The organism is Carnobacterium sp. FSL W8-0810 (assembly GCF_038007125.1).
Taxonomy (GTDB): domain Bacteria; phylum Bacillota; class Bacilli; order Lactobacillales; family Carnobacteriaceae; genus Carnobacterium_B; species Carnobacterium_B inhibens.
On the sequence record NZ_JBBOWO010000001.1, the window covers coordinates 636,589 to 650,172 of the forward strand.

The following is a 13,584-nucleotide window of genomic DNA, read 5'->3' on the forward strand; positions in this document are numbered from 1 at the left end:
TAAATTTAGTGTAAAATAATCTAATGCATATAGTGTGTCTTAAAGAAGAAAAATTTGTTCTGAAATATTGTCCAGAGCAGATTTAAAGAAGAAAACAAAAGGAAATGGATTTTTATTTTAAAAGTTCACGAATCTTTTGGTTTTTTTTTGCCAAAAAATAGGTAGATATTCAGTTTGTTATGCATCTTTAATAAAAGTAACACAAATGAAACATGTTGATTTACCTAGAACGACCACACTAAAAACAGTTTGAGGGGTGAACAGGTTGGCAGGCCATTTAGTAAATTACGGTAAGCACCGTACACGTAGAAGTTTTTCACGTATCCATGAGGTTTTAGAACTTCCAAATTTAATTGAAATTCAAACTGATTCTTACCAATGGTTCTTAGATGAAGGGTTACGTGAAATGTTTAAAGACATTTCTCCAATTGATGACTTTGCTGGGAATTTATCACTAGAATTTGTCGATTATCAATTGCAAGAACCTAAATATACCGTTGAAGAAGCTCGCTCACATGACGCAAATTATTCAGCTCCTATCTATGTTAAATTACGTTTGATCAACAAAGAAAGCGGAGAAGTTAAAGAACAAGAAGTCTTCTTTGGAGATTTCCCGCTAATGACTGAAATGGGTACATTTGTTATCAACGGAGCGGAACGAGTAATTGTTTCTCAATTGGTTCGTTCTCCAGGAGTTTATTTCCACGGAAAATTAGACAAAAATGGAAAAGAAGGATTTGGTTCAACGCTTATTCCAAACCGTGGAGCATGGCTTGAATTTGAAACTGACGCAAAAGACCTTTCTTATGTTCGTATTGACCGTACACGTAAAATACCATTGACTGTATTGGTTCGTGCATTAGGATTTGGTTCGGATGATCAAATTTTTGAAATCTTTGGAGACAACGAAAGTCTTCGTTTAACAATGGAAAAAGATTTACACAAAAATGCAAGTGACTCTCGTACAGAAGAAGCCTTAAAAGATGTTTATGAACGTCTTCGTCCAGGTGAGCCTAAAACAGCAGATAGCTCAAGAAGTTTGTTAACAGCTCGCTTCTTTGATCCAAAACGTTACGACTTAGCTAACGTTGGTCGTTACAAAGTAAATAAAAAATTAAACTTGTCTACTCGTTTATTCAACCAAACATTGGCTGAAACGTTAGTAGATCCTGAAACAGGTGAGATTATTGCTGAATCAGGTACGTTCTTAGACCGTGATCAAATCGATAAGTTAACACCGTATTTGAATGCTGGTATCAATAGCGTAACTTATTACCCTTCAGACGACAGTGTCGTTCCAGAACCTGTAGAATTACAAGTTGTAAAAGTCTTTTCTCAAAAAGACTCTGAACGTGTTGTAAACATGATTGGAAATAAAATTATTGCTGATGAAACTAAAAATGCTACACCAGCTGATATCTTAGCTTCAATGAGTTACTTCTTTAACTTACAAGAAGGCATCGGAAACGTAGACGATATTGACCACTTAGGAAACCGTCGTATTCGTTCTGTTGGTGAATTGTTGCAAAACCAATTCCGTATTGGGTTGTCTCGTATGGAACGTGTGGTTCGTGAACGTATGTCTATCCAAGATATGGCTACAGTAACACCACAACAATTGATCAATATTCGTCCAGTTGTAGCATCAATCAAAGAATTCTTTGGTTCGTCTCAATTGTCTCAATTCATGGACCAAACAAACCCATTAGGTGAGTTGACTCATAAACGTCGTTTATCTGCATTAGGACCCGGTGGTTTAACAAGAGACCGTGCTGGATATGAAGTTCGTGACGTGCATTACTCCCATTATGGCCGTATGTGTCCGATCGAAACTCCAGAAGGTCCAAACATTGGACTGATCAACAGTCTATCAAGTTACGCTAAAGTAAATAAATTTGGTTTCATTGAAACACCTTACCGTCGTGTTAACCGCGAAACAGGTGTTGTTACGGATCAAATCGATTACTTAACAGCTGATGAAGAAGATAACTATGTTGTTGCACAAGCAAATGCTCCATTAAATGAAGATGGCACATTTACAAATGATATTGTACTTGCTCGTTATGTGGAAGAAAACTTAGAAGTCCCTATTAGTCGCGTTGACTATATGGATGTTTCTCCTAAACAAGTAGTTGCAGTAGCGACAGCTTGTATTCCTTTCTTAGAAAATGATGACAGTAACCGTGCCCTTATGGGAGCCAACATGCAACGTCAAGCTGTTCCATTGATCCATCCTCAAGCTCCGCTTGTAGGAACAGGTATGGAACACGTAGCTGCTCGAGATTCAGGAGCTGCATTGATCTGTAAAAATGACGGTGTCGTTGAATACGTAGATGCTAATGAAATCCGCGTACGTCAAGATAACGGTGCTTTAAATAAATATGCTGTAACAAAATTCCGTCGTTCGAACTCAGGTACTTGTTACAACCAACGCCCAATCGTTGAAAAAGGCGATCGCGTTGAAAAAGGCGAGATATTAGCAGATGGTTCTTCTATGGAACAAGGCGAAATGGCTTTAGGACAAAACCCATTAGTAGCCTTCATGACATGGGAAGGGTATAACTATGAAGATGCTATTATCATGAGCGAACGTTTAGTTAAAGATGATGTATACACTTCTATTCATATTGAAGAATTTGAATCAGAAGCACGTGATACAAAACTTGGGCCTGAAGAAATCACTCGTGAACTTCCAAACGTCGGAGATGACGCTTTGAAAGATTTAGATGAAATGGGTATTATCCGTATCGGTGCTGAAGTAAAAGATGGTGACTTGTTAGTTGGTAAAGTAACTCCTAAAGGGGTAACCGAATTATCAGCTGAAGAACGTCTATTGCATGCAATCTTTGGTGAAAAAGCTCGTGAAGTTAGAGATACATCTCTTCGTGTGCCACATGGTGGCGGCGGAACAGTTCATGATGTTAAAATCTTTACTCGTGAAGCTGGGGATGAATTATCACCAGGCGTAAATATGCTTGTTCGTGTCTATATCGTTCAAAAACGTAAAATCAACGAAGGGGATAAAATGGCCGGACGTCATGGTAACAAAGGGGTTGTCTCTTTGATCATGCCGGAAGAAGATATGCCATTTATGCCTGACGGAACTCCAGTAGACATCATGTTGAACCCATTAGGGGTACCATCACGTATGAATATTGGACAAGTACTAGAATTGCACATTGGTATGGCTGCTCGTCAATTGGGTATTCATATTGCAACTCCAGTATTTGATGGAGCTTCAGATGAAGACGTATGGGATACTGTTAAAGAAGCTGGAATGGCTGCTGATGCGAAAACCGTATTATACGATGGACGTACAGGAGAACCTTTCGATAACCGTATTTCTGTTGGAGTTATGTACATGATCAAATTGGCGCATATGGTCGATGATAAATTACATGCTCGTTCAACAGGACCTTACTCATTAGTTACACAACAACCGTTGGGTGGTAAAGCTCAATTTGGTGGACAACGTTTTGGTGAAATGGAAGTTTGGGCACTTGAAGCATATGGGGCAGCTTATACGCTACAAGAAATCTTAACTTACAAATCGGATGATGTTGTTGGTCGTGTGAAAACTTATGAAGCAATTGTTAAAGGTGAAAAAATTCCAAAACCAGGTGTTCCAGAATCATTCCGCGTGTTAGTAAAAGAATTACAATCATTAGGTTTAGACATGAAAGTGTTGAATGAAGATGATGAGTTGATTGAATTACGTGACATGGATGATGACGATGATATCGTGAACCCTGATGCATTAAACAAATATGCTGAAGAACAAGAAAAAATCCGTGCTGAAGCAGCTGAACAAGAACGACTAAAAGAAGATTAAACCAGGTATCTCGATTGGCCTCTGAATTAGAACTAATAAATGGGCCTTTCGAGTATCCTTTAAAACGAATCAACGTACAAAGTAGTCCATTGAACCAAAGATAGATACCACTATCTATAAATAAAACAATAGAGCAGGTAGGGCAGCTCAACAAAAATAAAGGGAGGTTAGCCCCTTGATAGACGTTAATAATTTTGAAAGCATGCAAATTGGTTTAGCTTCTCCAGATAAAATCCGTAGTTGGTCATATGGTGAAGTAAAAAAACCAGAAACCATTAACTACCGTACCTTAAAACCTGAACGTGATGGTTTATTCTGCGAACGTATTTTTGGACCTTCTAAAGACTGGGAATGTGCTTGTGGAAAATACAAACGTATCCGCTATAAAGGGATTGTTTGTGACCGTTGTGGAGTAGAAGTTACTCGCTCTAAAGTACGTCGTGAACGTATGGGTCATATTGAATTAGCAGCACCAGTTTCTCATATTTGGTACTTCAAAGGTATTCCAAGTCGTATGGGTCTTGTGTTAGATATGAGTCCACGTGCGTTGGAAGAAATCATTTACTTTGCTTCTTATGTGGTTATCGAACCAGGTAGCACACCATTAGAAAAGAAACAATTATTAACAGAAAGAGAATACCGTGAAAAACGTGAACAATACGGCAATGAGTTCCAAGCTGAAATGGGAGCAGAAGCGGTTAAACAACTCTTGAATGATGTTAAATTGGATCAAGAAGTAGAAGAACTAAAAGAAATTTTAAAAACAACTACTGGTCAAAAACGTACACGTGCTATTCGTCGTTTAGACATTTTAGAAGCATTCCGTAATTCTGGCAACCAACCTTCATGGATGGTAATGGATGTTATTCCTATTATTCCGCCAGAAATTCGTCCAATGGTTCAATTAGAAGGTGGACGTTTCGCTACAAGTGATTTAAATGACTTGTACCGTCGTGTGATCAACCGTAACAACCGTTTGAAACGTTTATTAGACTTAAACGCGCCAAACATTATTGTGCAAAATGAAAAACGTATGTTGCAAGAAGCAGTAGATGCTTTGATCGATAATGGTCGTCGCGGACGTCCAGTAACTGGACCAGGTAACCGTCCATTGAAATCATTGTCTCATATGCTTAAAGGGAAACAAGGACGTTTCCGTCAAAACTTGCTAGGTAAACGTGTTGACTATTCAGGACGTTCAGTTATCGTTGTTGGACCGTTCTTGAAAATGTATCAATGTGGACTGCCAAAACAAATGGCGATTGAATTGTTCAAACCTTTCGTAATGAAAGAGTTAGTTGCACGCGATATCGCAAGCAACATCAAAAACGCTAAACGCAAAATTGATCGCCAAGATGATTCAATTTGGCCAATTTTAGAAGAAGTTATTCGTGAACATCCAGTTCTATTGAACCGAGCACCTACTTTGCATAGATTAGGGATCCAAGCATTTGAACCTGTTCTTGTAGAAGGTAAAGCTATCCGTCTTCACCCATTAGTATGTGAAGCTTATAATGCCGATTTCGATGGTGACCAAATGGCTGTCCATGTACCTTTAAGTGATGAAGCACAAGCTGAAGCACGTATGTTGATGCTAGCTGCCCAAAACATTTTAAATCCAAAAGATGGTAAACCAGTTGTTACACCTTCTCAAGATATGGTCTTAGGTAACTACTACCTAACTATGGAAGAAGAAGGACGCGAAGGTGAAGGAATGCAATTTAGTAGTTTAAATGAAGCAATGCTTGCTTACCAAAGCGGCTATGTACATTTACACTCTAGAATCGCAATCAAACCATCTGATATTCCAAACAAACCATTTACTAAAGGGCAAAAAGATAAATTGATGATTACCACTGTTGGTAAACTGATCTTTAACGATATTATGCCGAATGAATTCCCGTATTTGAATGAACCAACACAAAGCAATTTGGAAGTTCAAACACCTGATAGTTATTTTGTTGATGCTGGTATTGATGTTCTTGAACACATTCAAGCTCAAGAATTGATTAAACCATTCAAGAAGAAAAACCTTGGAAACATCATTGCTGAAGTATTCAAACGATTCAAAATCACTGAAACGTCTAAAATGCTAGACAGAATGAAAGACCTAGGATACAAATACTCAACAAAAGCTGGTATTACAGTTGGTATCGCCGATATCGTAGTATTAGAAGAAAAACAAGAAATTCTAGATAACGCTCATGAACAAGTTGAAAAAGTAACGAAACAATTCCGTCGTGGTTTAATCACGGATGAAGAACGTTATGAACGTGTTATTGATATCTGGAACAAAACAAAAGATCACATTCAAATCCGCCTAATGGAAAGTTTGAATGACCTTAACCCAATCTTCATGATGAGTGACTCTGGTGCCCGTGGTAACATTTCCAACTTTACTCAGCTTGCTGGTATGCGTGGATTGATGGCTGCACCGAATGGCCAAATCATGGAATTACCGGTAACATCTAACTTCCGTGAAGGTTTGTCAGTTTTAGAGATGTTTATCTCTACCCATGGAGCTCGTAAAGGGATGACCGATACAGCCTTGAAAACAGCTGACTCAGGTTACTTGACTCGTCGTTTAGTTGACGTTGCACAAGATGTTATCATTCGTGAAACAGACTGTGGTTCTGACCGTGGATTAGTGATTCATGCAATTAAAGAAGGAAACGAAGTTATTGAACCACTTGAAGAACGTTTATTAGGACGTTACACTCGTAAAACAGTCTTTAACCCTGAAGATGGAACAGTTATTATTGGTGAAAACCAAATCATTACTGAAGACATTGCTAGAGAAATCGTAGCTGTTGGGATTGAAGAAGTAACGATCCGTTCCGTATTTACATGTAATACTAAACATGGTGTATGTAAACATTGTTATGGACGTAACTTAGCAACAGGCTCTGAAGTTGAAGTTGGGGAAGCAGTTGGAACAATTGCCGCTCAATCAATCGGAGAACCAGGTACTCAATTAACAATGCGTACGTTCCATACCGGTGGGGTTGCCGGAGACGATATTACTCAAGGGCTTCCTCGTATCCAAGAAATTTTTGAAGCACGTCACCCTAAAGGTCAAGCTGTGATTACTGAAGTTACTGGGGAAATTATCTCAATCGATGAAAATCCAGCAGCTCGTACAAAAGAAGTTACCATTAAGGGAGAAACAGATACACGTTCTTATCAAGTTCCATATACAGCACGTATGAAAGTAGCTGAAGGAGATATCATCCACCGTGGTGAAGCATTAGACCAAGGTTCAATTGATCCTAAAGAACTATTGCGTGTTCGTGATGTACTTGCTGTTGAAAACTACTTGTTACGCGAAGTACAAAAGGTATACCGTATGCAAGGGGTAGAAATCGGCGACAAACATATCGAAGTTATGGTACGTCAAATGTTGCGTAAAGTACGTGTAATGGACCCAGGTGAAACAGATATCTTACCAGGTACACTAATTGATATTCATGACTACACAGATAAAAACTTTGATACATTGGTATCTGGCGGAATTCCTGCAACAGCTCGTCCTGTATTGCTTGGAATTACAAAAGCTTCCCTTGAAACAAACAGCTTCTTATCTGCCGCATCATTCCAAGAAACAACGCGTGTCTTAACAGATGCTGCTATTCGCGGAAAACGCGATCCTCTATTAGGATTGAAAGAAAATGTTATCATTGGTAAAGTAATTCCAGCTGGTACTGGGATGGCTAAATACCGTAAGATGGAACCTAAAGGTGTTGGCGTTGTAAGCGAGAATGTTTACAGTATCAATGACCAAGTGGAACCTAAATAATATGGAAAGAACTCCTCGTTAGGCGAGGGGTTCTTTTTTTTTGTATCTAAAAACGAAAAGAGCAAATAATTTAGAAATTTAAAAATGATATGTTAAGGTGGAAGAGGAAAAAGAAAACAGACACCAAAATTTGAAGGAGTGATTTTAGTGGTAAAAACACGAGAAAAATTACCAAAAATTCAAACAGGACTTTACATCAACGGTCAATGGGTAGAAGGATCACTAGAAAAAAAGGCTGTCCATAATCCAGCGACTAAAGAAGAGTTGATTAAAGTCTCTCAAGGTGGAGAAGAAGAAACACAGCATGCCATCCAAGCAGCTAAAGAAGCTTTTCCTAAATGGTCAGGTATGGAATTAGCTGAACGAGTCAAATTGATCCATGCTATTGCAGATAAAATTGAAGAAAAAACAGAACAATTGGCATTAATTATGACATTAGAACAAGGGAAACCATTAAAAGAATCAAGGGCAGAAATCCTTACTGATAGTCAAAACTTACATTGGAGTGCGGAAGAAGCAAGACGTATTTATGGAGAAACGATTCCTGCTCCTAATAATCATAAATACGAAGTGAAGAAACAACCCGTCGGAGTAGTTGGAGCAATCACTCCTTGGAACTTTCCTTCTAATATGATCGTTCGGAAAATTGCTCCGGCTATCGCAGCAGGCTGTACGGTGATTTTAAAACCTGCAAGCAGTACACCCTTGTCAGCAATTGCGATTTTTGAGATCTTCCATGAAGTGGGACTTCCGGCTGGAGTCGCCAATCTTATTGTGGGACCATCAAGTAAAATTGGGAAGACGTTAACAGACAGCAACGATGTTCGAAAATTAACATTTACAGGCTCTACTGAAGTTGGAAAAATGTTGTATGAACAATCTGCCCAAACAATGAAAAAGATTTCTTTTGAATTAGGTGGGCATGCTCCATTTATCGTATTTGAAGATGCAGATATTGAAGATGCGGTTGAAACGCTTGTGGCGATGAAATTTAGAAATAATGGACAAGCTTGTACTTCACCTAATCGTATTTTTGTCAGCAAAGCTATCAAACAAGAATTTGTTGAACAGTTGTCAGCGGCTGTTGAAAAAGTAACGGTTGGAAATGGCCTAGACGATGTAATGGCAGGACCGCTAATTAATGGCGAAGCCGTTGAAACGGTCCAAGCACAAGTAGATGATGCGAAAGCTAAAGGGGCTAAGGTGCTCGCTGGCGGAGGTCCTTTAACTGAAGGAGATTATGCTAACGGATATTTTTATGCACCCACTATTTTAGATGCCGTCACTACAGAGATGGATATCTTTTATGAAGAAACGTTTGGTCCAGTCATTCCATTAATTGATTTCGAAGAGGAAGACGAAGTCATTAAAATGGCAAATGATACACATTTCGGTTTAGCATCTTATTTCTTTACAAAAGATCTAAGACGCGCTGAAGTAGTTAGTGATGCATTAGAGTACGGCCTTGTAGGCATCAATAATACAGCTATTTCTACTTCTGAAGCACCATTTGGCGGCGTAAAACACTCAGGTGTTGGACGTGAGAACGGCAGTTACGGAATAGAAGAGTATCTAGAAATTAAATTTGTTCATACAAAATATCCTGAATAGTACAAGGAAATGAGGAGCTTGGAAACCAAGCTTCTCATTTTTTTAGGTAGTGTATGTAAGAAGTCACACGGTTATAATCTATTAAGAAAGAAATAACCACCAATCGGAAAGAATCTCTTGCAAGAAATAAGCAGAAAAGGTACCGAAAAAGATAAAAGGAGCAAATGGTATGTGATGCTTAGAAGTGATTTTCTTGCTGAGTACTAAAGGTAAATGAATCAGTAATGCCGAAAAACAAGCGATCATAATTGCCGTCAAGGTTAAAGGATATCCAAGAAGCAAGCCGATAATACCTAATAACTTAACATCGCCACCGCCTATAGGATAGAATTGATAAAGTAGATAAAAGAAGATGAAAAATCCCAATCCGCATAGCAAATAGGTATAAAATTGCTGAGAATGAAGAAAGAATTGCCCTGCAATTACCCATAATAAGAAAAGACTCATTAAGTAATTAGGTAAAAGTTGGTAGTAAATGTCTGAAATAGTAAATACCAGACTAAAAGAAGCTAATCCTATAAGGAACAATCCTTCAATTGGATTTAAATAATAAGTATAAAAGATAAAAAGGAACATAAACCCCATTAATGATTCTGTTAATAGATGAAGGATAGAAATGGGTTGGTGACAATTGCGGCAGCGCCCTTTTTGAAAAAGATAAGAAACTACAGGCAGCAACTCAAAAAAATGAAGTGTTTGGTGACAATTTGGGCAGTAAGAACGTGGCAAAACAATGGATTGATGAATAGGAACTCTTAATCCAACCACCATCAAAAATGAACCTAGACAACAGCCTGTAAGCCAAATCAACAATATAAATACACTAGTTAGCAACTTCATTCACCTCATAAAAACGACTTACTAATAAATATCTGCTATTTAGTCCAGAATGCTTTAAAAAATTAAAGAGATGGAGTATACTAGTAAAAGTGCAAAAGTATAAAAGACTTTTAGCATTTTTTTCAACGCAACTTGTTGACAATAATATTAGACCATGTTATGATTCAAAAGGTGCTTTTGTACGCAGATTCCTGTCTATCAGTCGTGCTGACTGGTACATTGGCCTTAAAACTATACTGAACGGTTGGTTGCAATTTTGCAGCACTTATTTTTTTGCTGAAAAAAGAACCGCCTGGATGTGTGGACTAGAATGATAACATAGGGAAGGAGGAAACAATCGATGCCTACTATTAATCAATTAGTACGTAAACCTCGTAAATCAAAAATAGAAAAATCTGAATCTCCAGCTTTAAACAGAGGTTACAACAGTAAAAGAAAAAAACAAACAACAGTAAACTCACCTCAAAAACGTGGTGTTTGTACTCGTGTGGGAACTATGACTCCTAAAAAACCTAACTCAGCGTTACGTAAATATGCACGTGTTCGTTTGTCTAACTTAATTGAAGTAACTGCTTATATCCCAGGTGAAGGTCACAACTTGCAAGAACATAGTGTGGTTCTTTTACGTGGAGGACGAGTGAAGGATCTACCCGGAGTTCGTTACCACATCGTTCGTGGAGCGCTTGATACTGCCGGTGTTGCAGATCGTAAACAAAGCCGTTCTAAATACGGTACTAAAAAACCTAAATAAGCTTAGCGCTTAATTAAAACAAAAAAATTAGTCTAAAAGATAACTATTATCGAAAGGAGGAATTTGGATGCCTCGTAAAGGTCCTATTACTAAACGTGATGTTTTACCTGATCCACTTTATAATTCTAAACTTGTTACTCGTTTGATCAACCGTATTATGGTTGACGGAAAACGTGGGAAAGCTGCTACAATTCTTTATAATGCATTTGACATGATTAAAGAACAAACTGGCAACGAACCTATTGAAGTATTTGAACAAGCAATGAAAAATATCATGCCTGTTCTTGAAGTTAAAGCTCGCCGTGTTGGGGGTTCTAACTACCAAGTTCCGATCGAAGTTCGTCCAGAACGTCGTACGGCTCTTGCTCTTCGTTGGTTAGTAAGCTACTCTCGTTTACGCGGAGAAGATACTATGGAACAACGTCTTGCTAAAGAAATCATGGATGCTGCTAACAATACTGGAGCAGCAGTTAAAAAACGTGAAGACACTCATAAAATGGCTGAAGCGAATAAAGCTTTCGCTCATTACCGTTGGTAAGATTTTTTCTAGAGGAGGCTTTGGTGCACATGTGCACCTTAGCCTTTAAAGGAAGAATTGAAGTTTCTTAGTTCAAATTAAATTAAGAGAGGTGTTATTGCAAGATGGCAGAAAGAGAATTTTCTCTACACAATACCCGTAATATTGGAATCATGGCTCATATTGATGCTGGTAAAACAACAACAACTGAACGTGTTCTGTATTATACTGGTAAAATCCATAAAATTGGTGAAACCCATGAGGGTGCTTCACAAATGGACTGGATGGAACAAGAACAAGAACGTGGTATTACAATTACATCAGCTGCAACAACAGCTGCTTGGAATAATCACCGTGTAAACATTATCGATACTCCTGGTCACGTTGACTTCACTGTTGAAGTTGAACGTTCTCTACGTGTATTAGATGGTGCGGTTGCTTTACTTGATGCACAATCAGGTGTTGAGCCTCAAACTGAAACGGTTTGGCGTCAAGCAACAACTTACGGTGTGCCCCGTATTGTATTCGTAAACAAAATGGACAAAACTGGTGCAGATTTCTTATACTCTGTAGGTACTATTCATGATCGTTTACAAGCAAACGCTCATCCGATTCAATTGCCAATTGGTGCTGAAGATAACTTCACAGGTATCATTGACTTGATCAAGATGAAAGCTGAAATGTATACAAATGACTTAGGAACAGATATCCGTGAGGAAGACATTCCTGAAGAATACGTAGAATTAGCAGAAGAATGGCGTACAAAATTAGTTGAAGCAGTAGCAGATACAGATGAAGCTTTGATGGAGAAATATCTTGAAGGTGAAGAAATTTCTGAAGCTGAATTGAAAAAAGCTATCCGTACTGCAACAGTTAACGTTGAATTCTATCCAGTTCTATGTGGTTCAGCATTTAAAAACAAAGGTGTTCAATTAATGCTTGATGCAGTCGTTGACTACCTACCGTCACCACTTGATGTACCTGCAATCCAAGGAATCTTACCAGATTCTGAAGAAACTGTAGAACGTCATGCTGATGACAACGAACCATTCTCAGCATTGGCATTTAAAGTTATGACTGACCCGTATGTAGGTCGTTTAACTTTCTTCCGTGTTTATTCTGGTACGTTACAAGCTGGATCTTATGTCCAAAACTCTACTAAAGGTAAACGTGAACGTGTAGGACGTATCTTACAAATGCATGCGAACTCTCGTAGCGAAATTCCTGAAGTATTTGCTGGAGATATTGCAGCAGCTGTTGGATTGAAAAATACAACTACTGGTGATACTTTGTGTGATGAAAAAGTACAAGTGATCTTAGAATCAATGGACTTTCCAGAACCAGTTATCCAAGTAGCTATTGAACCAAAATCAAAAGCTGACCAAGATAAAATGGGTGTTGCGTTACAAAAACTTGCTGAAGAAGATCCAACTTTCCGTGCTGAAACTGACCACGAAACTGGCGAAACAATTATCGCTGGTATGGGTGAGTTACACTTGGACATCATTGTTGACCGTATGAGACGTGAATTCAATGTTGAAGCTAGTGTTGGTGCTCCACAAGTTTCTTATCGTGAAACATTCCGTGGTTCTACTCAAGCAGAAGGTAAATTCGTTCGTCAATCAGGTGGTAAAGGTCAATACGGTCACGTATGGATCGAATTCTCTCCTAATGAAGAAGGAAAAGGTTTTGATTTTGAAGATGCAATCGTTGGTGGTACTGTTCCTCGTGAATATATCCCAGCAGTTAAAGCTGGTTTGGAAGCTTCATTAGACAACGGAGTTCTTGCTGGATATCCATTAGTTGATATTAAAGCAAAACTTTATGATGGTTCATACCATGATGTCGATTCAAATGAAACTGCCTTTAAAGTTGCTGCTTCAATGGCATTGAAAAATGCTGCTAAAAAAGCAAATCCAGTTATCTTAGAGCCTATGATGGGTGTTGAAATTACAATTCCTGAAGATTATTTAGGAGACGTAATGGGACACATCTCAGCTCGTCGTGGACGTATCGAAGGTTCTGAAGCTCGTGGAAATACTACTATCGTTAAAGGTATGATTCCATTGGCTGAAATGTTCGGTTATGCAACTGCATTACGTTCAGCAACACAAGGTCGCGGTACCTTCTCAATGACATTTGATCATTATGAAGATGTTCCAAAATCTATCTCTGAAGAAATTATCAAGAAAAATGGCGGATCAGCTGACTAATCTTAGTTTGTTGTCCGATCGTTA

7 protein-coding genes are annotated in these 13,584 nt (G+C 38.4%); 6 read left to right on the forward strand and 1 reads right to left on the reverse strand.

Annotation, left to right across the window (positions count from 1 at the left end):
- Nucleotides 1-265: 265 nt before the first annotated feature.
- The 3 genes from rpoB to NST49_RS03105 all read left to right on the forward strand — a co-directional run bounded on the left by rpoB (nucleotide 266) and on the right by NST49_RS03105 (nucleotide 9,239).
- Nucleotides 266-3,832 carry a DNA-directed RNA polymerase subunit beta gene (rpoB, locus tag NST49_RS03095; protein WP_023179584.1) on the forward strand — a complete coding sequence of 1,189 codons (3,567 nt, stop codon included), beginning with the start codon at nucleotides 266-268 and terminating at the stop codon, nucleotides 3,830-3,832.
- Nucleotides 3,833-4,007: 175 nt separating this feature from the next.
- Complete coding sequence (gene rpoC / locus NST49_RS03100; protein ID WP_341046945.1) at nucleotides 4,008-7,628, forward strand: DNA-directed RNA polymerase subunit beta'; 3,621 nt, start codon at nucleotides 4,008-4,010, stop codon at nucleotides 7,626-7,628.
- A gap of 138 nt (nucleotides 7,629-7,766) precedes the next feature.
- On the forward strand, nucleotides 7,767-9,239 hold the full coding sequence (locus tag NST49_RS03105; RefSeq protein ID WP_081901374.1) for an NAD-dependent succinate-semialdehyde dehydrogenase: 1,473 nt from the start codon (nucleotides 7,767-7,769) through the stop codon (nucleotides 9,237-9,239).
- Between the two features lie 81 nt (nucleotides 9,240-9,320).
- Here the strand turns inward: NST49_RS03105 and NST49_RS03110 are convergent, their stop codons facing one another.
- A complete protein-coding gene (locus tag NST49_RS03110) occupies nucleotides 9,321-10,073 on the reverse strand; it encodes a prepilin peptidase (protein ID WP_341046948.1) in 753 nt (250 codons plus the stop codon).
- Between the two features lie 346 nt (nucleotides 10,074-10,419).
- Here NST49_RS03110 and rpsL point away from each other — a divergent pair, with 346 nt between their 5' ends.
- The 3 genes from rpsL to fusA all read left to right on the forward strand — a co-directional run bounded on the left by rpsL (nucleotide 10,420) and on the right by fusA (nucleotide 13,560).
- Nucleotides 10,420-10,830 carry a 30S ribosomal protein S12 gene (gene rpsL, locus NST49_RS03115; RefSeq protein ID WP_023179576.1) on the forward strand — a complete coding sequence of 137 codons (411 nt, stop codon included), beginning with the start codon at nucleotides 10,420-10,422 and terminating at the stop codon, nucleotides 10,828-10,830.
- Between the two features lie 67 nt (nucleotides 10,831-10,897).
- The gene (rpsG, locus tag NST49_RS03120) at nucleotides 10,898-11,368 is read left to right on the forward strand and encodes a 30S ribosomal protein S7 (RefSeq protein ID WP_013712039.1); all 471 of its coding nucleotides are present in this window, start codon (nucleotides 10,898-10,900) and stop codon (nucleotides 11,366-11,368) included.
- Nucleotides 11,369-11,472: 104 nt separating this feature from the next.
- Entirely contained in the window at nucleotides 11,473-13,560 is a 2,088-nt protein-coding gene (fusA, locus tag NST49_RS03125; RefSeq protein WP_023179574.1) for an elongation factor G, read from the forward strand.
- Nucleotides 13,561-13,584: the final 24 nt, after the last annotated feature.